Below are 23,805 nucleotides of genomic sequence, written 5' to 3' on the forward strand. Positions count from 1 at the left end.
TAGATTTTATGGATTGATCGGCGCATAGCAATCTGACCAGCTTGAAATAGCCCGTTGCTTTTTCGAGTCTATATTCAATGCGGAGATGGAAATGACCGAGCAAACCTTATCCGGAGGCCAGCTTTCAGATGGAAGCCGTGGCTTCATGATGGCTATGGGGGCTTATGGTCTTTGGGCTATTTTGCCGTTCTATCTCAAGGCTTTGTCGCATCTTCCCGCTCTTGAAATCGTCGCACATCGTGTGATTTGGTCTGTGCCGGTTGCTATAATCTTACTTATCTTTATCGGGCAGTTCAGGACCATTCTTGATGCTCTGCGCAATCCGCGTATGCTGGCAATGGCGGCGCTCACCGCGGCACTGATTACTATCAACTGGTCGGTTTACGTCTGGGCGGTTGCTCATGATCAGATTATTGGCGCAGCACTCGGATATTACATCAACCCGCTGTTTAATGTGGTGCTTGGTGGTCTGTTTCTCGGCGAACGCCTGACGAAGGTGCAGTACGTTGCCGTCGGCTTTGCTTTCACTGCAGTTTTGGTTCTTACCTTCAATGCTGGTGGCCTTCCATGGGTTTCGCTGGTCCTGCCGGTAACATTTGGCCTCTACGGTTTCTTCCGCAAATCATTGCCAATGCAGCCTTTGCAGGGCTTCACGCTGGAAGTGGTCATTCTGTCAGTACCGGCGCTGGGCTATGTTCTGTGGCTGATGTCCAATGGTCAGGACCATTTCTTCTCGGGCACGATCTCGAACGTTTCGCTGCTTCTGCTGGCAGGGCCGTTCACTGCAATTCCGCTGATCCTCTATGCAGGCGGTGCCAAGCTTCTGCGTTACACGACGCTTGGTCTGATGCAGTATCTCACGCCGACACTGCTGTTCATCTTCGCGATTTTCATTTTTCATGAGCCTTTCTCCAATGCGCAGCTGGTGGCTTTTGTGCTGATCTGGACCGGCCTGATCATTTACACTTGGTCGTCTTTGTCGGCGCATCGCAAGGCACGCGCCAGCGCTTGATAAATTTAACTTGAGCGTTTGTGCTTTATCTCCGGTGGATTAAGGTCACCGGAGCCTTAATTTGGCCGCGCTCTGGCCTTCTGGTCCGTTTGTTATTTCAGATGGAATTTGGAGCCATTCGCTGCATGCTGTTTCGCACCGCCCGCAGAGATAAGCAGATTCATGTGGTTGTATCCCCAGATCTTGCGATCCGGTCAGATGCTTCCCATGATGCTCTGTCGGCTATGCATGCGAGGCTTGCGCCACTTTCGCAGCGTGCCCTTAAACCCTTGGAACGCATTCGCTTTTCATTTCACACGCATAAACGCGCCTGTATAGCGCTTGCCTCTGCGACGCTGTTGGCAGGTGGGGCGATGGCGCTCGTGACTGGCGGTTTGGTGCGTCATGGACATGCTTCACAACCTGTGCTGGTTGATCCCGCTACACTTGTCCATAATCACGCTGCAATGAAGGAAGCCCGCTTGCTTCCGCAGAATGATGTCGACAAGAGCCGCCGGATTGCTAAACGCATCGATATTGCAGAAGGCACCGACGACGGCGAAGCGACGCTCTTTACCTATCAGCATGTGATTCTTGATTTGGCAAACGAAAGAGGGTCACAAGCCCTGATCGGTCATGATTCCTCGCCAGATCAGCATCGAGGGGGCAACGGCTTTAATCATGATACGGAAATATCTGCACTCGCCAATCAGAAAGGCGTACCGCTGAATGTGAGCTTCGCAAGGCCTGCCAGCACGGCTCACCAGACAGTGCATGAAATTGTCCTCGCCCCACAGTCGCGTGAGAAGGTGGGCGTACTTATGCAGGCAGCGGACGTTGCGGCCGAAGACGCCGCAAATCTCGAACAGGCGCTCGGACGCAAGAACTTGGTTCCTGGTGATAATCTTATTCTGCTTCTGGATCAGTCACCCAACAAACCCGCTCATATAACTATGGCGCGCTTCCGGCATGGTAGTGCATCCGATTCTGTTTATGGACGAACAGACGATGGTGTTTTTCGCGCCAATGATAATCAGCGGCTTTTCGCACGGCTTTCTCATGATGCCATGCTCTCGGCATCGCGTCAGCCTTCCAAAATTCGGACGGATGGTTCTGTTCAGTCCCGATTGATTGCAGCAGGGGCTCCACGCACTGTTGCAGACGATGTGAAGAAGCTTGCTTCTGAGAACAATGTATCTCTCCAGAGGGGCGCCAACGGGGTTGATAAAATCGATCTTTTGTTCCGTGAAAGCGTGGATACTGATCCGGAACTGGTTTTCGTCGAATTCACGTCGAACGGTGAGAGTAAGCGTCTGTACAGACATGAGGTTGAAGGAAACGCGGATTACTTCAACGAGGACGGCTCCTCGATGACCAAGTATCTCATGCACAAGCCATTGCCGAATGGTCGCCTGAATGATGGCTTCGGTTGGCGTGTTCACCCGGTTCTGCATGTGCGCAAGCATCATAACGGTGTTGATTACGACGCTCCGATCGGTTCTCCGATCGTCGCAGCGGGCGACGGAACTGTGGAACTGATTTCATCGCAAAAGGGCTATGGCAAGTATGTTCGCATCCGCCACCAAGGCGGCTATAGCACCACCTATGCTCACCTGTCCGCTGAGGCTAAAGGCCTGAAAGTCGGACAGCATGTGAAGCAGGGGGAGGTGATCGCCTATGTCGGATCAACTGGTTATTCGACCGGCCCACACCTCTACTACGAACTGAAAGTCGGCGATCACTATGTCGATCCGCTCAAAGCGCAGCTCAATGCGGGCGAAAAGCTGACCGGTTCATCCATGTCCAGTTTCCGTTCGGAAATCGATCACGTGGACAAGGTTTTCAAACAGATGAACCTGACGCCGATGACAGCTGCGCCCAACACCAGTTTTGATCACACTGGGCGATAAGCATTCGCGAGCGCGACGAATTCTTCGACGCTCAGGGTCTCGGCACGACGCGTGCCGTCGATACCTGTCTTTTCCAGCAACGCGGCACCACCAACGGGCTTCAGGCTCTGACGCAGCATTTTGCGGCGCTGTCCAAAGGCCGCCTGCGTGATCTGCCCCAATGCATCGGCACAACACGGAAGCGGCTCTTCGCGCGGTGTAATATGCACCACCGACGACATCACCTTGGGTGGTGGTGTAAACGCCTGGGGAGGCACGTCAAAAGCAATTTTCGAATGTGCTCGCCAGCCTGCCAGAACGCCAAGGCGGCCATAATGGTCGCTATCGGGAGCGGCTACAATACGCTCGGCGACTTCCCTCTGGAACATCAGCGTCATCGATGAATAAAAGGGTGGCCATGGCTCGGTCAGGAGCCAGTTTAGCAGCAATTGCGTGCCGACATTGTAAGGCAAGTTGGCAACGATGCGGGGCTTCGGGCCATCGGGAAACAGCGCTTTGAAATCTTGTTCCAACGCATCGCCGGAAATGATGCGCAATCGACCCGGATAATGGGCTTCGATTTCTGCCAGCGCATCAAGGCAGCGTTCATCGCGTTCGATCGCAGTCACATAAGCGCCTTGGGCGAGAAGGGCGCGCGTAAGCCCGCCAGGGCCGGGGCCGACTTCAATAACCGGTTGATCCTGCAGATTGCCTGCCTGTCGTGCAATCTTCGATGTCAGATTGAGGTCAAAGAGGAAGTTTTGCCCAAGCGATTTTTTCGGCATCAGATCGTGCCGTTCAATCACCTCACGTAGCGGCGGAAGATTGTCGATGCTCATGATTTCCGCCTTGCTTCGTTTTCTGCGAGTTCCTGCGCCAGTCTTATGGAGGCGATGAGGCTATCTGGCCGGGCAATGCCTTTTCCGGCGATGTCGAAGGCCGTGCCATGATCCGGTGATGTTCGGATAAAGGGGAGGCCCAGCGTGACGTTGACTGTCTCGTCAAAGGCGAGGGCCTTGGCCGGGATAAGTGCCTGATCGTGATACATGCAGATAGCGACGTCATAAGTTGCACGTGCGGGTGCATGAAACATCGTGTCCGCAGGCAGTGGGCCCCAGGCATTGATACCTTCGCGCTGCAATTCTTCGACTGCAGGCCGAATAATCGCGTCATCCTCCTTGCCAAGCGCACCGCCTTCACCCGCATGCGGGTTGAGACCGGAAATTGCTAGGCGTGGTGCGGCGATACCGAAACGGTCTGTAAGTTCCTGCGCAGTGATATGCGCCACTTCCAGAACGTCATCCTTGGTCAATACACGCGGTACTTCAGCGAGCGGGATGTGGATCGTGACCGGAACCGCACGCAATTCCGGGCCAGCAAGCATCATGACCGGAATGACTGTGCGCCCGATATGCTGGCTTGCGAGTTCTGCGAGAAACTCGGTATGGCCGGGATGCTTGAAGCCAGCATCATAGAGCGGTTTCTTTGCAATTGGGCAGGTGACGACAGCCGATGTCTCACCACGTAATGTCAGGGCCACCGCCCGTTCAATAGCTTCAATGACCCCGGCTGCATTTTCTGGAAGAGGCGTGCCGGGGCTTTCCTTATGCGCATTGACGAGCGGCAAAACAGGAAGTTTCTCGCTGAAAATATCAACAGCCTCTGCCGGTGACTCTATTGCCGCAATCGGCAGGTCCAAACCAAGATGCTGCGCGCGGGCAGCCAGCTGCTTTGGATCGGCAATCAACAGGAAGGGGGGCAGAGAAAGCTCTGCGCGTCTTAGCCAGGTGCTAAGAGCAACATCAGCTCCAACGCCAGAGGGATCGCCAATACTGACGGCGAGCGGAGGAACCGGTTGATTTGGCATAGCTATTTTCTCGGCTGATGAAATAAGGGGGCAAAAGCCCCCCTCAAATTATACGGTCAGATTGTTACTGCCAAGGCATTAGAGCATTTTCAGCAAAACCGCTTCGCACTTTTCGGGATACGCTCCTGACGTAAGCTCAGCGATTGACGATCGTTGCTTTTTCGCGCAGTTCCTGAAGATACTTCTTGCTCATTTCATCCGCCTTCTTTTCCTGTCCGGCTTCAGAATCTGTGCCTTCCATAGAGAAAACGAGCTGGGCAACGCGATCGTCTGAGACCTGACGGGTCGAGCATACCGCCAAAAATTCGACGCCCTTTTCGGTGTCATGCGGCGGTGTTGCACGGTTGGCACCAGTTGCCTTGACGTCCTTCGCCCAGTCGCCCGGAAGCTGCTGTTCGATGATACGGCCAAGGTCACGAACTGTAACGTCGATCATGCCTTTTGTCAGCTGACGGGTGGAATCACAGCTTTGGAAGCGCGAGCGCAATGCGTTTGCTTCCTGACGACGCTTTGCAAGCAGGGCAGGCGAACGCTTCGAACTAGGGACAACGAAAATCACCTGCTGAAGCTGATATTCTGTTGCGACCGGCTTCTTGCCGCCATCTTTCAGCATGCGCTGCACAGCATCCTGTTCGCTGACCATGCCGGTTGCACGGAAACGTGCGCTTACAAGGCGACCCCAGCCCATCTGGACCATGATGTATTTCTTGAAGTGATCAGGGGTAATCCCCGCCTGATTCATGACCTGATTAAGCTGCGCGACACTCATCTTGTTGCGCGTTGCAAACCCTGCATAGGCCTCGTCGACTTCCTTGTCGGAGATGTTGACGCCGCGTGTTTTCATCTCCACGCGCTTCAGCATTTCTTCGGTCAGTTCTTCACGTGCAACTTGATTGAGGTTGCCGCCCTTGCGCTGTAGCTTCAAAAAAGCCGCACGACGCTGAATATCGCCATTGGTGATCGCATTGCCGGAGACAATGACCTTGACCTCCGTTCCGCCGGCAGCAAAAGCCGGGTTCAGGGTCGCAGCCGTTCCAAGCGCTGTCATACATACGGCAGCGCCTAGCAGGGAGGCGAATAGAGGTCTTGCAAACATCATCTTTCTTTCCCGATTTCTTTCAGGTCGGTGTCCAAATAACGCCTTCAAAGTGAACTGACGTATCAGAAGCCAATCATATTATGATGCCTGTATAGAGGAGCCAAAGCGGCGAAACAATGACCCTTTAGCATTTTGCGAGGTTATGGGAGGCACTTAACTGAATAAAATCGATAAAAATCGTAACGTTATTTGAATATCAGCAGCAATGCTGATGCCTAAAAGGAAAGAGCGGAAACAAGATCAATTGTTTCCGCTCTTTCTAAGTTTAGAAGGTTTGGGCGCCACTGCCGATGTCGCCAAGCGTTCGGAACGAGATATTGAAACCTACACTATGCGATGCTTTGTCCTCTCCCGGATTGCGGGTTTGAACGTAAGCCATCGAGTAGGTGAAGCATTCATCGTCATAGGCGAGGCCGGAAGATGCGCGAACAAGCGTATCCGACACAAGATCATAAGTTCCGGAACCGAAAACGCGCCAGTTTGCATCAAGGCGTGCAGTTGCCGCACCCGTGACTTCCTGTCTGAGATCGGCATAACCGTAGGCTGGCTGTGCTGCGATATAAGCATATTGCGCCGAAACAGACAGTTTCTGCCAGTTCTGCTGCACTTCAAGTTCACCACGGCGGACATTGAGATTATCTTTGTCGAACCGCCCACGGGCAGCAAGTGCAAGGCCAGTCGAATTCGACGTGCCAATCATGGCAACATAGTCAGAACGAGCATCCTGCAGGCCTGAATCAGCACCGACATTGACGAAATCACTCGTGCCGAAGGAGTTTACGCCGCCCAACTGGAACGATTGTCCGGCAAGGGCGTAAAGCCCCCAGTCACTATTGCTGAAATTGCCAGAATAACGCAGGCCGAGATTGGCACGGGTGCCGCCTTCAACGCGGTCGTATCCTGAGAACTTATCGCGCGAAAACAAGTTGGTCGCATCGAACACGAAGCTCTGCGCATCCTCATTTGGAAGCTGGCCAGCGTAGCGTTCGTTATTGCGCATATAGATCTGTGCAATTGGCTCAAGAATATGTGTCGAACTGGTGGTCGAAAACAGGATAGGCCAACGCAGTTCAAGACCTGCCGTTGCCATTGCCCGCAATGCTTCAGACCGAACCACGGCATCCGTGTAACCAGCCACCGCAGGATCAAAGTTTGTATTGGCGCTGATAGCATCGCCACGCAGAGCCAGAAGCGGCGTGATTACCAAGCCTGCTGGCGTGATAAATGTACGCTTCCACTCAGCCTCAGTTGTGAACCGGGCATTCGTGCCGCTAAAGCCAGGAATACGCGGATAGGTAGAAAGAACCCTTTCGCCACCTATATAATTATACGCGTAGTTCGCATTCTTACGATACAGAACCTGCGCATTGGTGGTGATATTCAACTCGCCGCCATAGACTGGATCGGGCAGAGTATATGAATAGTCGAGACTTGGGAAAACCCAAGGCTGTTTGGAATGCATCTCATTTTCATTGCCCGGCAGATAAGATTCCTGCACGTTGAAACGATAGAAATTGAGATCGAAATAGTTCCGGTTATTGATGCCGGTCAGATAAATTTTCGAGGTCTGCGTCTGTGCGCTATAGCCTTCGAGATTATAAGTGCGGCTGAAATTACGGTCGGTCTGGGCCATAACATCCCAGCCGAACTTCCAGCGTGAATTGATATCGAAATCGCCCTTCGACGCTACCATTCCACGATTATCTTCGTTGCGATCAATCGTGTCACTGTCAAATTCGCCCGGCTTCATCTGATGAATGCCAGCAATCTGGAAATTATAGCTGCCGTTTTCGAGGCGATGACGCCATTCGGCCTGCGTCAGGAAGCCTTGCTTCGTGTAAGCAGTTGTTGAAAGCGTCAGATCGTAGTTTGGTGCCAAAGCCCAGAAATACGAGTTCTTGATACCGAAGCCGAGGTCGTCCTTATAAGCAAAGCCTGGGAACAGGAAGCCGCTCTTACGTTTGACGGTCGGGTCGGCCATTTCGAAAGCTGGGAAATATGCCAACGGCATACCGAACAGCTCGAACCTGCCGCGCTCGAAACGAACAGTTTTGGTCGCGCTGTTCCAAATGATCTTGCGTGCTTTGATCTGCCAGAGAACCGGCTTATCAGGATCTTTTTCGCAAGCCTGGCAAGCAGTGTAGACACCATTGTTAAAGGTGGTGATCTCACCATTGCTACGCTCGGCACTTTCCGCAGCAAAGCGCGTGTTATCTGTCGTCTCAACGCGCAGGCCATTCACAAAGCCGTCGCGGAAACTATCCGTCACATCAAGATGATCGGAGTAAATCTTGTTGCCGTCGCGTTCGACAATCTCGACATTCCCGGTCGCGGTCATGCGGCGGGTCTGCTGGTTGTAGGTAACCTTGTCCGCAACGAGACGATTGCCGTCATACTCAATGCGAACCTTACCCTGAGCGGTAACAACGTTCACATCACGATCATAGACAAGCTCATCCGCCTGCAGAAGCATACGAGCATTCGGATCGCTCTGGTAATTTGCCCCCAGAGCATCCTGCGCCTGAACCTGCGAAGGGATAATTGCAACTGAAATGAAAGGTATAGCAAGGGCGCACGCCAAGGCAGACCCGCGCGCAAGACGCGAGAACAAATGGGGCAGCACCATGCGGGCGTTACTCAAACCCACTAACCATCCTCCTTATGCAACAAAAAGGAGATACCAAAAAATGTTGCAATAACAACCGGAACCCAAGCAGCGACGAATGGCGGAACGAATCCCGCATTCCCGAATGCCTTCACCAGCACCGAAACGACATAAAGCATGAAGCCAGCAACAACGCCACCCAGAATCATCGCGCCGGACTGACCAAAGCGCACAAATTTCAGGGACACTGTTGCAGCAATGAGAGTCATGGCCATCAGCAATGCAGGCAATGCCAGAAGTGACTGGTATTGCATATCAAATGCGTTTGCCGAATAGCCAAACGAACGCGCAACTTCGATCTTGTGACGGAGCTGCGTGAACGGAATTGTATCAGGGGAGGCGAGCTTTTCTTCCACATATTCCGGACGCAACTGCGTTGGAATATTGATGCTCTCCAGTTTGCGCGGTTCCTCACCACGCGAGAATCGTGTGACGTCAGTTAGTTTCCAATGACCATCCATGAGTTTCGCAGTGCGAGCGTCATAACGGTCCTTGATTTTCTTCTTGTCATCGAACTGGATGAACGTGGCATCAGCAAGTGTTGCGCCACGGTCAAGAATGTTTTTGGCACCAATGATGGTCTCGCCTTCATCGGTTTTCTGGCGCAACCACGGATCACGCAGCGCAGAAACATCCGTCACTTTGCCATTCTTCCAGTTGGAAGCGATCTCGTCAGCTTTCGAAAAACCATAAGCGGCAAAAGGATTGAGAATAAAGATCGTTGCCAGACCAAACAGCAATGCGCCAAAGCAAGCAGGCAGCAGGAATTGCCAGGCAGAAACGCCGACTGAGCGCGCAACGACCAGCTCATATTTGCGATTAAGCGAAATGAGTGTCGCCATTGCCGAGAATAGCGCAACAAAGGGAATCATCTGCTGCATGATGAAGGGAACACGCATGGCAGAAAGGCCAAGTGCTGCCCATACGGTATAGCCGGGCAGGTTAGCGAGCTTGCTTGCATTCTCGGTAAAATCGAGAAGAAGCGCCAGCGCAAAGATGCCAAAAAGGAAATAGAATGTTATCTGCACATAACGTGCAAAGAAATAGCGCCCAAGCGTCCAGCCGATCATGCGCGACCTCCCGCATCTCCGCGGAATCGTCCAAGCAAGCGGTTATAAGTGCCAGACACACGTCTTCTCAGACGGTCGAGACCGTCAAGAATACGGTCATTCCATTTGTCTGGAATTCCGATACGTCGGCTCGTGACAAGGGCATATCCAGCCAGCAGGATTACACTGAGCGGGACGAGATACATGATGACGATATAAGTTTCGTCCTTATCAGCGCGGTCGGCAGAAAAATATCCGGCCCAATAGACAAGCAGCGCTGTGCTGATTGCTGAAAATGATGCGGATACGCGCGCTTCACGATGGGATCGGGAGTCACCGGCAAAGGCCAGCGCAATCATCGCAAAAACAACCGGATAGAGCCATTCCGTCAAACGACGATGCAATTCAGCCTTATAGCGCAATGGTCGCGTTTGCAGAATTGGATCGTTCGGGTCTGGGTTGAGCAGATAGTTAAGTGGGCGATCTTTAGCATAGATGACGAAATCGTCTCCAGCAGAGGTAAACTGGCTGAGATCGAAGGCATAGGAATTGAACTTGATGATCGAAACGGTGCCGTCCGAAACATCGCGACGCTGAACTTCGCCGTCTTTCATCAGCAGCATGTCACCCGCTGGCGTGCTGGCGATGTTGCCATCGGCGGCATAATAAATCAGGTCAAGCGAAGGGTCGCGGGAATCGGCAATGAATAGGCCACCGATGCTGCCATCGGCGCGGCGCTCGGCGATCTGGATATAGAGATTATCTGCAAGTTTGCGAAAGCTGCCTTCCTGCACAACGACATTGAGCAAATCCGCACTCGCATTTGCGATCATCGCGCGCATATTCATGCGGGCATATGGATCGACATAGTTCGCTACGAGAAAGGAAACCACCGAGATAATGGCTGCGAGCATAAGTATCGGACGCATTACTGCGCTGCGTGGCGCACCGGATGCGTTGATAACCACGAGCTCGGAATCCTGGTTCATCGTCGAGAGCGTCTGCGTAATTGCAATGATCAGCGCGAATGGCATGACCAGTGGAATTGCGGAAGGGATCAGGAGGGAGCTGAACTGGATAATAGTCTGAATGGACTGACCGCTTGTGGTGAGGAAGTCGACGCGTTGCAGCACCTGCACAGTCCACGTGATGCCCACTGCAGCGCCCAGCACCGCAAAGAACATGATCGCCACGCGGCGCAGGATGTACAACTCGATCAATTTCATAGGCGGAGTTTACATCCCGGTTCCGTTGAAGGAGCCTGTCCCTGAAGAAACAATGCTCGTAAATGAAAATTCAGTCTAATTGCACTTGGCTAAAATTAGCCAAAGAAATTAGGTTAACAGATTACTAAAGATTTCCAGCCGAAGCTAGCGCAAGCTTCTCTAAATGGAGAGAGCGGGCTGTTGCAACCTGTTTTTGCCGAACATAGGTGGGGACCGAAACGGAGCTTGGCAAGTTGTCACCGAAGTTAACGTAAAACTGATTTTCATGATGCGGCGGACTTGCCGTTTCGCCATATTCGTCTCACATGAGTAAGAAAAAGTCGCGACACAATCGTGTCATCTCATGGTCCGACCTCTGTTTGGAGTTGTTATGTCGAAACGTCCTTCCATTTCGTTCAGTGAATTTTCAGCACCGCAAAAAGGCGTAAGCATTGTTCTCGTTGCCAAGGGTGGAGGCTTCGCAGAAGAAGCGGGGCAGGCGGTTGGCGGAGCCGAAAAGATTGCTCGCATCGCCGAAATCTCAGGTTTTACGGGTGCTTTGGGCAAAACTGCGGAAGCAATTGAAACTTCTCAAGGCGGTATAGATAAGATCGTGTTGGTGGGTGTGGGTGAGCCCGGCGAACTTGGCAATGACGACTGGATCAAGATCGGTGGCGCAGCTTTCTCGCGAATCGGCAAATCCGAACGCGCAACGCTGACGCTGGCTCTGCCTGAAACCACGATTGCTGGCGACGAAGCGGGCGATGTGGCTCTGGGCATGATTCTTCGTTCATACGAGTTCAATCGCTATAAGACACGCAAGAGTGAAGAAAACGGCGAGCCGAAGCACGCAGCCAAGATCAATATTCATACCGCAGACGTACACAGTGCCAAAAGAGCTCTTGAAGCCGCTGAAGCCGTGGCCGATGGTGTGTTAAAAGCACGCGATCTCGTCAATGAGCCAGCCAACATTCTCGGTCCTGTCGAGTTCGCTGAAGAAGCTGAAAAGCTTGAGAAGCTTGGTGTGAAAGTCGAAGTTCTCGGCGAAAAAGAAATGAAGAAGCTCGGCATGGGCTCGCTTCTGGGCGTTTCGCAAGGGTCTGTGCGTCCGCCGCGTCTCGTCATCATGGAGTGGCAGGGTGCCAAGGCCAAGGAAAAGCCTGTCGCTTTTGTCGGTAAGGGCGTGGTGTTCGATACCGGCGGTATCTCTATCAAGCCTGCTGCTGGCATGGAAGAAATGAAAGGCGACATGGGCGGCGCTGCAGCCGTTACAGGTTTGATGCGCGCTCTTGCAGGCCGTAAAGCCAAGGTCAACGCAATCGGCGTGATCGGTCTTGTTGAAAATATGCCTGACGGCAATGCACAGCGTCCGGGTGATATCGTGACATCGATGTCTGGACAGACTATCGAAGTGATCAATACCGATGCCGAAGGCCGCCTCGTGTTGGCCGATGCGCTCTACTACACCAATGATCGCTTCAAACCGAAGTTCATGATCAACCTTGCAACCCTGACTGGCGCTATCATGGTGGCGCTCGGCACACATCACGCAGGTTTGTTCTCGAACGATGATGAACTCGCAGATCAGCTTTATGAAGCAGGTCAGGCAACGGGTGAAAAGTTGTGGCGCATGCCGCTGGGCAAGGAATACGACAAGATGATCGATTCCAAATTTGCCGACATGAAAAACAGCTCGGGCCGTTATGCAGGTTCGATCACGGCGGCGCAGTTCCTCAAGCGTTTTGTTGGCGACACACCTTGGGCGCATCTCGATGTCGCCGGAACAGCCATGGGTTCGCCAACGAACGAATATAGCCAGTCATGGGCTTCGGGCTATGGTGTTCGACTTCTCGACCGTCTCGTTCGCGATAATTTCGAAAGCTGAATCTGATTCAGGAACAACAAGTTGGGCCAGGAAAGTGAATCACTTTCTTGGCCTAAAGCGCGTCGCATTTTATCATGCCCAGACGATGCGCTTTAGGTCTTTGTTTTTACGCATGTCGTTAACGGAAAACCGGTCCCCACTTTTCCGCGACATGCTTTAATACCAAAGTTCATTGAGTGAAACTCATTGGACCTTGGTTAAGCCCGAGTGGTGCTTGAACTTTATCAAGGCGTGATGCGTTAGTATCTTGAGCCGCCTTGGTATAACGAATGCTCTATCCATTTGTTTTGACGCATTTGCCTCACGCAAAACTGCTTCGCACTTTTGGCTCAAATGCTTTAAAGAGAGCGCATGGCTGAAATTCTCTTTTACCACCTGACAGAATCGACACTGGATGAAGCTCTGCCGGGGCTTGTCGAGCGTTCACTTGGACGCGGCTGGCGTGTGACTATACAGGCGGTGAGCGATGAACGGCGTGATGCGCTCGATAACCTGCTATGGACTTTTTCCGACACATCTTTCGTTGCACACGGCACGGATAAGGAGCCGTACCCTGAGCAGCAGCCTGTATTGCTGACCACATCGGAAGCCAATCCCAATGGAGCGACGGTTCGCTTTCTGGTGGAAGGTGCGGCACTTGAGCAGGCAGGGGAATATGAGCGACTGGTCGTCATGTTTGACGGGCATGATCAGGATCAACTCGACCATGCACGGGCACAGTGGAAAGCCTTCAAGACGGAGAACCACGATTTGACTTACTGGCAACAGACAACAGATCGTCGCTGGGAGCGCAAAGCCTGATGCGAGCTATTTTCGTCGCAATGATTGTTGCGGGCTTCGGTCTCGCACTCGGTTATCCCTGGTATGTGCGCCATTTCACTGGCGATGAGATTGGTCGCTGGCCGATCCTTGAAAGCCGCCAGAGTGGCTTTATCACGCAGGAAATCCCGCTTACGGCAAGCGATGCGCCTGTGCGTATTTTTCTCGATGCGGTGCCGTTGCCGGGCTATGTGCCAGCTGAGCGTCGTTCGGCTGTAACGCTTGCCGTTAGCCGCAATGGCATGCCTGTCTTGTCGCAAGGTCTCGACTTTGCATCGACAAGCAGTTCAATCAATACGGATCGTCCGCAGGATGGCAGCGTGCTGCGTCAGAGTGCGGGCGATATCGATCCGGTTTTATCCGGAACCTACGCATTCCGCGCGGTTCAGGGCAATACGGACGGCCTACAACTGTCGAAAATCGATCTTGTTTTGAGGCGCGGTGCCGAAGAAGCAGACGAGACCTATACAACGATTGGTCTCATTCTGGGTGTGCTCGGCGTCTATGCGCTGATGCGGACGCGCATTCGCCGCCCGCAAGTTTAGAGCGCATCCCGAAAAGTGTGAAACGGTTTTCGGACAAAGATGCGCGTTAAAACAAATATTTAGAGCGCCGATCTGATTCAATCAGATCGAAACGCGCTCTAATCAGCCATTGCTTCTTCATATTCAGAAGACATTTCCAGCCATTTGTCTTCTGCCTCTGCGAGCGCTGATTTTGCATCGCTCATCTCTTTGTTGATCCGGATCGCTTTCTGCGGTTCCTTTTCATAGAGAACGGGATCTTCCAGCTGCGAAGTGAAACCCTGAATCTGTTTCTGCAGTTTCTGCATCAAGCTCTCGGTTTCCTTGATCTTTTTGAGCAATGGCGCCAATGTTTCGCGCTTCTGAGCAGCGAGTTTACGCTGTTCTGCCTTGTTGACCTTTGGGCCTTCGTCACGCTCAGAAAGCTGTTCGCCCTTGGCGTCGGCCAGAACGATCTGACGATATTCGTCCAGATCGCCGTCGAATGCTTTCACGCCACCTTCGCGCACAAGCCACAGACGGTCCATGGTCGCTTCGATCAGGTGACGATCGTGGGCGATCAGGATCACTGCACCGTTAAATGCGTTGAGTGCGTGTACGAGCTCTTCGCGACTGTCGATATCGAGGTGGTTGGTCGGTTCGTCGAGGATCAGCAGGTTTGGACCATGGAAGGTCGCAAGTCCCATCAGAAGACGTGCCTTCTCGCCACCGGATAGATCTCTGGCAGGTGTGAGCATCTTCTCGGTTGAAAGCCCCATCTGAGCCACGCGCGCGCGCACCTTAGCTTCCAGCTCTCCCGGCATGAGCTTGCGCACATGCTCAATCGCATTGTCCTCGGGGATCAGATCATCCATCTGATGTTGTGCGAAGAACGCAACCTTCAGATTGGGTGAAAGGGTTAAATTGCCTTTTTCGGGCTGCAACCGTCCGGCTATGAGTTTGGCGAGGGTCGACTTGCCGTTACCGTTTGAACCGAGCAGCGCAATGCGATCATCATTGTCGATGCGCAGCGTGACATTGCGCAACACTGGCTTGCCTGGCACATAACCAACATCGGCGTTATCGAGCGCAATAATCGGCGAGGCGGTCTTTTTTTCCGCATCCGGGAAGCGGAATGGCTGCACATTGCTTTCAACATAAAGTTCAATGGGTTTGAGCTTTTCCAAAGCCTTCATACGCGACTGCGCCTGACGAGCTTTGGTAGCCTTGGCCCGGAATCGTTCGACGAAGGATTCCATATGCTTGCGATGCGCTTCCTGCTTGGCATGTGCCTTTTGCTGAAGCTCCAGCATTTCATGCCGCTGTCGCTCGAACTGGTCATAGTTGCCGCGCCAGAAGCTGATCTTCTTCTGATCAAGATGCATGATCGAAGATGTGGCTGAGTTCAGCAGATCGCGATCATGGCTGATGATGATGACTGTGTGCGGATAACGCTTCACATAATCGACAAGCCACAGCACGCCTTCGAGATCGAGATAGTTGGTCGGCTCATCGAGCAACAGCAGATCAGGTTCCGCAAACAACACGGCAGCCAGAGCCACGCGCATACGCCACCCACCCGAAAATGCTGAGGCAGGTCTGCGCTGTGCCTCAGCATTGAAACCGAGACCTGACAGGATTGCGCCGGCACGCGCTTCTGCGGAATGCGCGTTAATATCGGCAAGACGTGTATGAATTTCGGCAATGCGATGCGGGTCAGCCGCCGTCTCAGCTTCTTCAAGAAGCGCTGCTCGCTCCTTGTCCGCTTTCATGACGATTTCGATCAGTGCGTCTTCTGTGCCGGGTGCTTCCTGAGCCACCTGACCGATGCGCGTATTTCTCGGTAAAGAAATACTGCCCGTTTCAGACGCAAGGTCACCGGTTATGACGCGAAACAAGGTGGATTTTCCGGTGCCGTTACGCCCGACAAAACCCGTCTTCGACCCCGCAGGCAGTGTTACACTGGCGTGGTCGATCAGAAGGCGTCCGGCAATACGTACGGAGATGTCGTCAAGAATAAGCATGGTGAAAAGGCTTTTGCACGGCTTCGGAAATTTCCGCAAGTATCGACTATCAACTATCAGGCGAAGCGGCGGCCCGCTTCGGTGCGCTGAAACTGAATGAGATCCAACGATGGCGCATCAGCACTGAGCCGCGTTAGTGCTGCATGGATTTGTCCGCGATGGTGTGTCTGGTGGTTGAAGAGGTGGGCAAGCGCCGGTGCGACTCGTTGACTGATCGTGCGAACATTGGTTGCCGTCATATAAGTGAAGCGACCAGCGAGCTGTTCCGCATTCATGCCTTCAACATACTTACAGATGCGCTCATCTTCGGCCCTTCGCATGTCGCGGAGCTTGATGAAATCGTCAGTGATAATAGCATCAAGCTGATTTGGATGATCACCTTCGCCAGTAAAGCGCTTCATCCAGATACGATCAGTAACCAGCAAATGGTTGAAGGTGCGGTGCACTGATCCGAAAAATAATCCCAGGTCCAGCCTGTAGTCAGCATCGCTCAAATCGGCAGCCGCGGAATAGAGCAATTCGTTGGCCCAACGATTATAGTAGGCGAACATTTGAAAGTGCTGTTCCATGACTGCCCCCGAAAGCATTTCCAGCAAAAGTGCGAAGCGGTTTTGCGTGAGGTAAATGCGAAAAATAAAAAGACAGAGCGGCTTCAATCATTCCTTTTGAATCCAAACCACTCTCGTGAATCGATTTCACCATCTATGCAGTCAATTTTCTGCCGTCTCAAGCTGATAAGAGGTTTGCTGGAGGGGCTCCCCCTTGGCAATCGGGGCTATCAACGCTATAGAGCCTCACTTTTCTAATTTTCCATCATACAAGGTGTCATAATGGCAATCGAACGTACCTTCTCCATGATCAAGCCTGATGCGACCCGCCGCAACCTGACCGGTGCTATCACCGCTAAGCTCGAAGAAGCTGGTCTGCGCGTTGTCGCTTCCAAGCGCGTCTGGATGAGCCTGCGTGAAGCAGAAGGCTTCTACGCTGTTCACAAAGAACGTCCTTTCTTCGGCGAACTGACTGAATTCATGTCTTCCGGCCCCACAATCGTTCAGGTTCTCGAAGGCGAAAACGCCATTGCCAAGAACCGTGAAGTCATGGGCGCAACCAACCCGGCAAACGCAGACGCAGGCACGATCCGTAAGGAATTTGCTCTGTCGATCGGCGAAAACTCGGTTCACGGTTCGGACGCTCCTGAAACTGCAGCTGAAGAAATCGCTTACTGGTTCTCCGGCACCGAAATCGTCGGCTAATACCATATCGGTATCAAGAAAAAGCCCGGTCGCGAGACCGGGCTTTTTTTATGTAGGCATTTAGAAAATCAAAGGCTCTGAGCAAGCCTTGCCAGCTCGTCGCCGCCCTCATCGATCAGAACGAGTTTTCCCGCGTCCATCCTGTATGAGCGTGTTTTTCCAAGAACATCGAGGAACTTGCGCTCCTGATTCATCAGCGCAGGTGGACATTGCATATAGGTCGAGCCGATTTCGGCAAACGAAATACTGCTTCCTGAGATTGCCGCTTTGCTCATAAAGCGATTGCAGCCACCCGAACCACTGACAGTGCCGTCAGCGCCTACCAACAGCGTCGTCTGTGCAGTGTCAATGACGCCGCCGCCCTGAATGTCTTCTGCAAGCCAGTCCTTGCCCTCGATGCCAATCGTTACGGCCTCATCGGCACTTTTGCGAACCATCACCACTTTAAGCTCAACAGGCTCTTCAGGATTCTTTGGGTCGATCGTGTAACGTTCGTCACTCACAAACCAGAGCGTGTCGCCAGCAACGATGCGGGCCTGCAAAGCATAGGTGTGCTGTGGTTCAATCCCGTCTGTATCGAAATTGATGGCAAATGGAATCGGTGAGCCCTGAGGAGCCTCGATTCGTGTCTCTCCAATGGTCTTGGAAGGCGCATCAGCGAGGGAAACATCATTGAGCTGCACGATGAGGTGCGCTTCCGGCGGCAGAGCGATGCGCTCACGGTAAACAACCTTACCGCTGATTGTCTTGTCAGCCGCAATGCTGGCAGTTGGCATGGACGTCGTGAAAAACATGGCCGCTCCGCCGAGCACGCCAATGCCTGCAGTGAGCGCTGCCACGATTGAAAGAGTTTTCGTAAGTCCTTTTAGCATTGCCAAATCCGAAACTTCCGTTCCTCGCATTTTTGTCTTGTGTCTTCGGTGGTACTCACAATCGGTCGATTGTGTCAGTGATCCCATACCCGTACACATCTTGATTCATGAGGCAGACAATAAACGCTGCTTCATGTGAAAATTGTGGCAGTGCAGTAACGCACCATCCAAAATACCCTATATTTTAGGGGCTTAAATAGTTAATTCGCGATTAAATAGAACGCGTGAAATTCTTTCCATGTAAAAAACAGTTTTACCTGCGACAACTTGCCCGCAAAAGATGAGGGTTTCAGGTCCTCTGCCACCGTCCTCGGCTTTGTTCGTCTTCGGCTTTTGATTCTACCCAGTCGCCGGTTCCGCCTTCAATCAGATGCTCACGTTTCCAGAATGGAGCCCCCGTTTTCATGAAGTCCATCAGGAACGATGCAGCCTCGAAAGCGGCCTGACGATGGGCTGATGCTGTGACAACGAGAACAATGTTTTCGCCGGGTTTAATCAATCCAAAACGGTGAATAATGGAAACGCCAGACAGAGGCCAGCGCTCAATGGCATCATGAGCGATACGGCGAATTTCAGCTTCTGCCATTCCGGGGTAATGTTCCAGCTCAAGTGCTGAAAGCTTGCCGCCTTCATCACGACAAAGGCCGGTGAAGCTGACTATAGCGCCAATATCATTGCGACCTTCACTAAGCTGACGGATTTCTTCGGCGATATCGAAGTCTGTATCGCGAATGCTGATGAAAAGGGGGCAGGTCGATTGGCTGGTCATGTTCTGACTATATCAGCCACCCGTCATGGGTGGAAAAAGCGCCACTTCATTACCGTCTCTGACCAGTTCGTCATGCTCGGCATGTTCCTGATTGATCGCGGCACGAATGACATTTTCATGCTCGAACGCCGCTTCATATTCATCGCCAAGGCTTTTGAGGTGGGTGATAAGCGCGCCAACGCTGATCGTTTCGGAAGGAAGTTCTATGACTTCCTCTCCCTTGCCGATTTTTTCACGCACCCAGGCGAAGTAGATCAGATTTACGCGCAAGACGATCAATCCATCACATGTTTGAGGCCTGCGCGGAAATAATCCCAACCCGTGTAAAGCGTCAGGATCGCGGAAATCCAGAGCAGAACGATGCCAATTTCGGTTGTGTAAGGCAGGATTTTTTCCCCGGCAGGGCCAGCGAGCAGAAACGCCAATGCAACCATCTGTGCGGTGGTTTTCCACTTGGCAAGTTGTGAAACCGGAACACTGACCTTCAACTCGGCGAGATATTCACGCAGGCCCGATACAAGAATTTCGCGGCAAAGGATAATGATCGCAGCCCACAGGCTCCAGCCAGCGATTGTCTTTGCCGGATCGGCTGCAAGCAGAAGAAGACAGGTGGAAACTAAGAGCTTATCAGCAATTGGGTCGAGCATACGTCCAATCGTGGAGGTTTGTTTCCAGGCGCGCGCCAGATATCCGTCGAAAAAGTCTGTGATGCTTGCAAAAACCAAAATTCCCAAGGCGCTCCAACGAGCAAAGTCACTGGAATGAAGGCGGCCTTCAACAAAGAAGCACAAAGCGACTAAAGGCACCGCAAGAATTCTCACGTATGTCAGAATATTGGGTAAAGAGAGAGAGTGATTTTTCCGCATTGTACCGCCGCATTCGTTATTGGTGCACAACATCAGGGATGACCAAGAAAATCAACACCTGCTCATGTGTTCTGTCGGGACGTAATGACGCCCTTACAGGATTAGTTGCCCAAACCCGGACAAAATTACGTCATCGATCATGAAAATGGTCGTGAATGGTCTTTGCCATGGCCTCCGATATGCCATCGATCTGCATTAAATCCTCGATTGCCGCTCTGGATACCGCTTTTGCCGTGCCGAAATGATGGAGAAGTGCACGCTTGCGCGTTGGACCGATTCCCGAAATTTCATCCAGCGGATTCGCGACCATTTCCTTCTTGCGCCTTGCCCGATGTGTGCCAATGGCGAAACGGTGTGCTTCATCGCGCATGCGCTGGATGAAATAGAGAACCGGATCGCGCGGCGGCAGCGTAAAGGCTTGCTTGCCTTCGACAAAAAAGCGCTCGCGTCCTGCTTCGCGGTCCACACCCTTGGCGATACCGATGGCGGTCACCAGATGACTTATGCCCAATTCCCCGAGTATCTGGCGAACCGCTCCCACCTGACCCTGACCACCGTCAATCAGTATAACGTCAGGCCATGCCGGGAAGGCATCGTTGACGGCTTCCGGGCTCTCCGTTCCCGTCACAGGCTCCGGTTCACCGTGTTCCTTGACGAGACGTGAAAACCGCCGCTCGATCACTTCGCGCATCATGCCAAAGTCATCGCCCGGTGTGATGTCCGTCGATTTGATATTGAACTTGCGATACTGATTCTTGACGAAGCCTTCCGGCCCGGCAACGATCATACCACCAACCGCATTCGTGCCCATGATATGCGAGTTATCATAGACTTCGATGCGGCGCGGCGTATGTGGAAGGCCAAAGGTCTCGGCCAGACCTTTCAAAAGACGCGCTTGCGAAGAGGTCTCCGCAAGTCGGCGTCCGAGTGCTTCTCGCGCATTGGTCAGAGCATGATCGACCAGCTCTTTCTTTTCTCCGCGTTGCGGAACATTGACCTGAACGCGATGGTTCGCACGCGAAGATAGCGCTTCAGCAATAAGCGATTGTTCTTCAACGCTTTCGGAGAGCAGAACCAGCTTGGGGCAGGGTTTGTCATCGTAAAACTGCGACAGGAACGCGCCGAGCACTTCCGCAGGTCCGAGTGAACTGTCCGCTTTTGGGAAATAGGCGCGGTTACCCCAGTTTTGCCCGGTACGGAAGAAGAAGACCTGAATACAGGTCATGCCGCCTTCCTGATGGATGGCAAAGACATCGGCTTCTTCAACGGTCTGCGGATTGATGCCCTGATGCGATTGCACATGGGAAAGGGCCGAGAGGCGATCACGATAAACCGCAGCATGTTCGAAATCGAGCTCTGCAGAAGCTGCCTGCATCGCTGCCGCAAGATGATCCTTCACAGTCTGGCTTTTGCCCGACAGGAAGGCTTTGGCTTCGCCCACTAGCTCAGCATAATCCTCGTCACTGACTTCATGGGTGCATGGACCGGAACAGCGTTTGATTTGATAAAGCAGGCAGGGACGGGTGCGCGTTTCAAACACAGAATCCGTGCATGTACGCAGTAGAAAAGCGCGCTGAAGCGCGTTGATCGTGCGACCAACGGCCCCTGCAGAAGCAAACGGGCCAAAATACTCCCCCTTGCGCGTGCGTGCGCCGCGATGCTTGAAAATGCCGGGTGCACGATGATTGCCGCTCAACAAAATGTATGGAAATGACTTATCGTCGCGCAGCAGCACGTTAAAACGCGGGCGCAAGCGCTTGATAAGATTCGCTTCAAGCAGCAAAGCTTCGGTTTCCGTGCGTGTGACGACGAATTCCATTGTCGCCGTCTCACCAATCATGCGGGTGATGCGGTTCGAATGGCCGACTCCACGCGCATAATTGGAGACACGCTTTTTCAGGCTGCGTGCCTTGCCGACATAGAGCACGTCGCCATCGCTGTTGAACATGCGATAGACGCCCGGATTATTCGGCAAGCGTTTGACGAAGGCATTGATAATGTCTGCGCCGCTCAGACCTTTCGTATCCGGCAATCCATCCGACGAATCCCACTGTATAGAATCGGCCGCAGAGGCAACGGCTGGTGCCTCTTCGAGTGCGTCATCGTCGTCATCAGATTCTGCATCGCCCATGATTATACCAGCCACATCCTGCTCATCATCCGACGGCAGGTGTGAAATGGCATCATCAATGGTCTTGCGTGGTCCGGTCATTCCTTAATTCCTGCAATATCCGGGGTCTCCCATGCCAGATGCTGCCCACCATCAAGCGCAATCATCTGGCCGGTCACAGAGCGGCTTTCCCAGAAATAGCGAACAGTGCGTCCAAACTCTGACAGGTCGGGCGCGCGGTGCAAAGGCAAACGGCTAACCTGCAATTCAAAGTCATCTGCATTCTGGCGCTCGCTCGGCAAAGTAGGGCCGGGGGCTATGGCATTGACGCGAATGCGCGGTGCCAGTGCCTGTGCCAGCGTTTTTGTGGCATTCCAGAGGGCAGTCTTGGAAAGTGTGTAGGAAAAGAACTGTGGGTTCAGCTTCCAGACCCGCTGGTCGATGACGTTGATAATAAGACCATCTGTATCGTCAGGCAGAGCTTTCGCCATTTCTTCGGCAAGAATTACCGGCGTTTTCAAATGAATCGCAAAATGACGATCCCAAAGCTGCATATCCAGATTGCCAACGCGATCATCTTCAAACAGCGATGCATTATTAATGAGCATACGAATCGGACCGAGCTGCTCTGCCGCCTGTTGCAACAATCCGCGCACATCGCTCTCATCTGAGAGATCAGCCTGTACAACACAGGCCTTGCCGCCATTCTCAGTGATTTGCGCTGCAAGCGCCTCGCCGTCATTAACGGAGCGGTTGCAGTGAATAGCTACCGGAAAGCCGTGTGTCGCCAGATCTTCGACAATGGCCTTTCCTATGCGCCGCGCGCCGCCCGTCACCAGAACAGGGCAATTTGCAAGCGGGTTGGTTTCCGGATTTTCCAACAGGGTAAACACTTTCTTATCGTGAATCATCGCTTCATTTCATGCCATTTTGCCGGAAAAAATGCAGCTAAAATTAAAGGGCTTACGGTTCACTGCTGACAAAAACATAACAAATTCAGTGGTTTCAATCGGATGAGGCTCTTTCAGTTCACAGAATAGAGATGCTGCTTATTCCTATATAGGTGTGTGGTGGGAGCGTTGCGAGAATGCAACATCGTAATTTTGCCACGTTCTCGTCAGGTTCTCTCCACAGAAGGGGGCAGATCGTGCCGCATTTACCCTCGATATGTCTGTCCTGTCAGCGCGGCATGGGCGGTTTACTCCCCAAGATGTTGCCCACCCGATAAGGGACCGCGCTAAAGGTAATTTTTAGTCAAGGAGAATGCTATGCGCACTCTTAAGTCTCTTGTAATCGCCTCGGCTGCGCTGCTGCCGTTCTCTGCAACTGCTTTCGCAGCTGACGCCATCATGGAACAGCCTCCTGTTCCAGCACCTGTTGAAATGGCTCCACAGTCCAGCTGGGCTGGTGGTTACACCGGTCTGTACCTCGGCTACGGCTGGAACAAGGTAAAGACCAACACCGACGGCTCGATCAAGCCTGACGACATGAAGGCTGGCGCATATGCTGGCTGGAACTTCCAGCAGGACCAGTTCGTATATGGTGTTGAAGGTGATGCAGGTTACTCCTGGGCCAAGAAGTCCAAGAATGGTCTGGAAGCCAAGCAGGGCTTTGAAGGCTCGCTCCGTGGCCGTCTTGGTTACGACCTGAACCCAGTTATGCCTTACATCACCGCTGGTGTTGCTGGCTCACAGGTTAAGCTGGACAACGGCATTGAAGACGAAAGCAAGTTCCGCGTTGGTTGGACTGCTGGTGCCGGTCTGGAAGCTAAGCTGACCGAAAACATCCTTGGTCGCGTTGAATACCGCTACACCCAGTTCGGTAACAAGACCTACGACCTCGGAACCGAATCGGTCCGTAACAAGCTCGACACCCACGACATTCGCGTTGGCGTTGGCTACAAGTTCTAATTACGTCGTAATTGAACAGAAAAAAACCG

The 23,805-nt window shown here is 52.8% G+C and carries 22 protein-coding genes; 7 read left to right on the forward strand and 15 right to left on the reverse strand.

Features of this window, described 5'->3' with window-relative positions; genetic code table 11:
* The first annotated feature begins 91 nt into the window (after window positions 1–91).
* Together rarD and C9380_RS04215 are read left to right on the forward strand one after the other, a co-directional pair.
* Window positions 92–1,012 carry an EamA family transporter RarD gene (gene rarD / locus C9380_RS04210; protein WP_024897352.1) on the forward strand — a complete coding sequence of 307 codons (921 nt, stop codon included), beginning with the start codon at window positions 92–94 and terminating at the stop codon, window positions 1,010–1,012.
* A gap of 125 nt (window positions 1,013–1,137) precedes the next feature.
* Complete coding sequence (locus C9380_RS04215; protein WP_128093044.1) at window positions 1,138–2,901, forward strand: M23 family metallopeptidase; 1,764 nt, start codon at window positions 1,138–1,140, stop codon at window positions 2,899–2,901.
* Here C9380_RS04215 and rsmA read toward each other — a convergent pair.
* The 6 genes from rsmA to lptF all read right to left on the reverse strand — a co-directional run bounded on the left by rsmA (window position 2,886) and on the right by lptF (window position 10,786).
* Window positions 2,886–3,719 (reverse strand): 16S rRNA (adenine(1518)-N(6)/adenine(1519)-N(6))-dimethyltransferase RsmA, encoded by an 834-nt coding sequence (gene rsmA, locus C9380_RS04220; protein ID WP_100559373.1) that lies wholly within the window; start codon window positions 3,717–3,719, stop codon window positions 2,886–2,888. The two genes, C9380_RS04215 and rsmA, sit on opposite strands and share 16 nt — an antisense overlap.
* On the reverse strand, window positions 3,716–4,747 hold the full coding sequence (gene pdxA, locus C9380_RS04225) for a 4-hydroxythreonine-4-phosphate dehydrogenase PdxA (protein WP_100559371.1): 1,032 nt from the start codon (window positions 4,745–4,747) through the stop codon (window positions 3,716–3,718). The genes rsmA and pdxA overlap by 4 nt, the downstream gene beginning before the upstream one ends.
* Window positions 4,748–4,883: 136 nt before the next feature.
* Window positions 4,884–5,846: a SurA N-terminal domain-containing protein gene (locus C9380_RS04230; RefSeq protein ID WP_024897356.1), complete on the reverse strand. Its 963-nt coding sequence runs from the start codon at window positions 5,844–5,846 to the stop codon at window positions 4,884–4,886.
* A 265-nt stretch (window positions 5,847–6,111) separates the two neighbouring features.
* Window positions 6,112–8,472 (reverse strand): LPS-assembly protein LptD, encoded by a 2,361-nt coding sequence (locus C9380_RS04235; RefSeq protein ID WP_128093633.1) that lies wholly within the window; start codon window positions 8,470–8,472, stop codon window positions 6,112–6,114.
* A 20-nt stretch (window positions 8,473–8,492) separates the two neighbouring features.
* Window positions 8,493–9,581: an LPS export ABC transporter permease LptG gene (gene lptG, locus C9380_RS04240; protein WP_128093045.1), complete on the reverse strand. Its 1,089-nt coding sequence runs from the start codon at window positions 9,579–9,581 to the stop codon at window positions 8,493–8,495.
* Window positions 9,578–10,786: an LPS export ABC transporter permease LptF gene (lptF, locus tag C9380_RS04245; RefSeq protein ID WP_128093046.1), complete on the reverse strand. Its 1,209-nt coding sequence runs from the start codon at window positions 10,784–10,786 to the stop codon at window positions 9,578–9,580. The genes lptG and lptF overlap by 4 nt, the downstream gene beginning before the upstream one ends.
* A gap of 370 nt (window positions 10,787–11,156) precedes the next feature.
* On the opposite strand from lptF, the gene C9380_RS04250 reads away from it, so the two are divergent.
* On the forward strand, window positions 11,157–12,650 hold the full coding sequence (locus tag C9380_RS04250) for a leucyl aminopeptidase (protein ID WP_024897360.1): 1,494 nt from the start codon (window positions 11,157–11,159) through the stop codon (window positions 12,648–12,650).
* Window positions 12,651–12,722: 72 nt separating this feature from the next.
* Here C9380_RS04250 and tilS read toward each other — a convergent pair whose 3' ends face one another.
* Window positions 12,723–12,803 (reverse strand): tRNA lysidine(34) synthetase TilS, encoded by an 81-nt coding sequence (gene tilS, locus C9380_RS28460; protein ID WP_084486790.1) that lies wholly within the window; start codon window positions 12,801–12,803, stop codon window positions 12,723–12,725.
* Between the two features lie 198 nt (window positions 12,804–13,001).
* Between tilS and C9380_RS04260 the strand changes: the two genes are divergently transcribed.
* The gene (locus C9380_RS04260) at window positions 13,002–13,451 is read left to right on the forward strand and encodes a DNA polymerase III subunit chi (RefSeq protein ID WP_128093047.1); all 450 of its coding nucleotides are present in this window, start codon (window positions 13,002–13,004) and stop codon (window positions 13,449–13,451) included.
* The gene (gene bspB, locus C9380_RS04265) at window positions 13,451–14,014 is read left to right on the forward strand and encodes a type IV secretion system effector BspB (RefSeq protein WP_111786877.1); all 564 of its coding nucleotides are present in this window, start codon (window positions 13,451–13,453) and stop codon (window positions 14,012–14,014) included. The genes C9380_RS04260 and bspB overlap by 1 nt, the downstream gene beginning before the upstream one ends.
* A gap of 98 nt (window positions 14,015–14,112) precedes the next feature.
* Here bspB and C9380_RS04270 read toward each other — a convergent pair whose 3' ends face one another.
* Window positions 14,113–15,996: an ABC-F family ATP-binding cassette domain-containing protein gene (locus C9380_RS04270; protein WP_128093048.1), complete on the reverse strand. Its 1,884-nt coding sequence runs from the start codon at window positions 15,994–15,996 to the stop codon at window positions 14,113–14,115.
* Between the two features lie 56 nt (window positions 15,997–16,052).
* Window positions 16,053–16,565, reverse strand: a complete 513-nt coding sequence (locus C9380_RS04275) for a DinB family protein (RefSeq protein ID WP_024897364.1) — start codon at window positions 16,563–16,565, stop codon at window positions 16,053–16,055.
* A gap of 261 nt (window positions 16,566–16,826) precedes the next feature.
* Between C9380_RS04275 and ndk the strand changes: the two genes are divergently transcribed.
* Window positions 16,827–17,249 (forward strand): nucleoside-diphosphate kinase, encoded by a 423-nt coding sequence (ndk, locus tag C9380_RS04280; protein ID WP_007874342.1) that lies wholly within the window; start codon window positions 16,827–16,829, stop codon window positions 17,247–17,249.
* A gap of 68 nt (window positions 17,250–17,317) precedes the next feature.
* On the opposite strand, the gene C9380_RS04285 is transcribed toward ndk, so the two are convergent.
* From C9380_RS04285 to C9380_RS04310, 6 genes are all read right to left on the reverse strand, one after another.
* Window positions 17,318–18,121 (reverse strand): YbaY family lipoprotein, encoded by an 804-nt coding sequence (locus tag C9380_RS04285; RefSeq protein ID WP_128093049.1) that lies wholly within the window; start codon window positions 18,119–18,121, stop codon window positions 17,318–17,320.
* Between the two features lie 289 nt (window positions 18,122–18,410).
* Entirely contained in the window at window positions 18,411–18,890 is a 480-nt protein-coding gene (locus C9380_RS04290) for a molybdenum cofactor biosynthesis protein MoaE (RefSeq protein ID WP_128093050.1), read from the reverse strand.
* A gap of 12 nt (window positions 18,891–18,902) precedes the next feature.
* Window positions 18,903–19,160, reverse strand: a complete 258-nt coding sequence (gene moaD / locus C9380_RS04295; RefSeq protein ID WP_128093051.1) for a molybdopterin converting factor subunit 1 — start codon at window positions 19,158–19,160, stop codon at window positions 18,903–18,905.
* A gap of 5 nt (window positions 19,161–19,165) precedes the next feature.
* The gene (gene pgsA / locus C9380_RS04300; RefSeq protein ID WP_128093052.1) at window positions 19,166–19,756 is read right to left on the reverse strand and encodes a CDP-diacylglycerol--glycerol-3-phosphate 3-phosphatidyltransferase; all 591 of its coding nucleotides are present in this window, start codon (window positions 19,754–19,756) and stop codon (window positions 19,166–19,168) included.
* Between the two features lie 130 nt (window positions 19,757–19,886).
* Entirely contained in the window at window positions 19,887–21,968 is a 2,082-nt protein-coding gene (gene uvrC, locus C9380_RS04305; RefSeq protein ID WP_100559357.1) for an excinuclease ABC subunit UvrC, read from the reverse strand.
* Window positions 21,965–22,777 (reverse strand): SDR family oxidoreductase, encoded by an 813-nt coding sequence (locus C9380_RS04310; protein WP_128093053.1) that lies wholly within the window; start codon window positions 22,775–22,777, stop codon window positions 21,965–21,967. Before C9380_RS04310 ends, uvrC begins: the two co-directional genes overlap by 4 nt.
* A gap of 357 nt (window positions 22,778–23,134) precedes the next feature.
* Between C9380_RS04310 and omp25 the strand changes: the two genes are divergently transcribed.
* Window positions 23,135–23,776, forward strand: a complete 642-nt coding sequence (gene omp25 / locus C9380_RS04315; RefSeq protein WP_024897371.1) for an outer membrane protein Omp25 — start codon at window positions 23,135–23,137, stop codon at window positions 23,774–23,776.
* Window positions 23,777–23,805 lie beyond the last annotated feature (29 nt).

The sequence above is a fragment of the Brucella pituitosa genome (genome assembly GCF_003049685.1).
Taxonomy (GTDB): Bacteria; Pseudomonadota; Alphaproteobacteria; order Rhizobiales; family Rhizobiaceae; genus Brucella; species Brucella pituitosa.

Coding starts and splice junctions, on each gene's coding strand:
- C9380_RS04275 (WP_024897364.1), bottom strand. CDS start 16,565: ATGGAACAGCACTTTCAAATGTTCGCCTACTATAATCGTTGGGCCAAC.
- uvrC (WP_100559357.1), bottom strand. CDS start 21,968: ATGACCGGACCACGCAAGACCATTGATGATGCCATTTCACACCTGCCG.
- C9380_RS04250 (WP_024897360.1), top strand. CDS start 11,157: ATGTCGAAACGTCCTTCCATTTCGTTCAGTGAATTTTCAGCACCGCAA.
- rarD (WP_024897352.1), top strand. CDS start 92: ATGACCGAGCAAACCTTATCCGGAGGCCAGCTTTCAGATGGAAGCCGT.
- C9380_RS04310 (WP_128093053.1), bottom strand. CDS start 22,777: ATGATTCACGATAAGAAAGTGTTTACCCTGTTGGAAAATCCGGAAACC.
- ndk (WP_007874342.1), top strand. CDS start 16,827: ATGGCAATCGAACGTACCTTCTCCATGATCAAGCCTGATGCGACCCGC.
- tilS (WP_084486790.1), bottom strand. CDS start 12,803: ATGTCGCGGAAAAGTGGGGACCGGTTTTCCGTTAACGACATGCGTAAA.
- pgsA (WP_128093052.1), bottom strand. CDS start 19,756: ATGCGGAAAAATCACTCTCTCTCTTTACCCAATATTCTGACATACGTG.
- C9380_RS04290 (WP_128093050.1), bottom strand. CDS start 18,890: ATGACCAGCCAATCGACCTGCCCCCTTTTCATCAGCATTCGCGATACA.
- rsmA (WP_100559373.1), bottom strand. CDS start 3,719: ATGAGCATCGACAATCTTCCGCCGCTACGTGAGGTGATTGAACGGCAC.
- C9380_RS04235 (WP_128093633.1), bottom strand. CDS start 8,472: ATGGTGCTGCCCCATTTGTTCTCGCGTCTTGCGCGCGGGTCTGCCTTG.
- C9380_RS04260 (WP_128093047.1), top strand. CDS start 13,002: ATGGCTGAAATTCTCTTTTACCACCTGACAGAATCGACACTGGATGAA.
- C9380_RS04230 (WP_024897356.1), bottom strand. CDS start 5,846: ATGATGTTTGCAAGACCTCTATTCGCCTCCCTGCTAGGCGCTGCCGTA.
- C9380_RS04215 (WP_128093044.1), top strand. CDS start 1,138: ATGCTGTTTCGCACCGCCCGCAGAGATAAGCAGATTCATGTGGTTGTA.
- C9380_RS04285 (WP_128093049.1), bottom strand. CDS start 18,121: ATGCTAAAAGGACTTACGAAAACTCTTTCAATCGTGGCAGCGCTCACT.
- omp25 (WP_024897371.1), top strand. CDS start 23,135: ATGCGCACTCTTAAGTCTCTTGTAATCGCCTCGGCTGCGCTGCTGCCG.
- lptG (WP_128093045.1), bottom strand. CDS start 9,581: ATGATCGGCTGGACGCTTGGGCGCTATTTCTTTGCACGTTATGTGCAG.
- C9380_RS04270 (WP_128093048.1), bottom strand. CDS start 15,996: ATGCTTATTCTTGACGACATCTCCGTACGTATTGCCGGACGCCTTCTG.
- bspB (WP_111786877.1), top strand. CDS start 13,451: ATGCGAGCTATTTTCGTCGCAATGATTGTTGCGGGCTTCGGTCTCGCA.
- pdxA (WP_100559371.1), bottom strand. CDS start 4,747: ATGCCAAATCAACCGGTTCCTCCGCTCGCCGTCAGTATTGGCGATCCC.
- lptF (WP_128093046.1), bottom strand. CDS start 10,786: ATGAAATTGATCGAGTTGTACATCCTGCGCCGCGTGGCGATCATGTTC.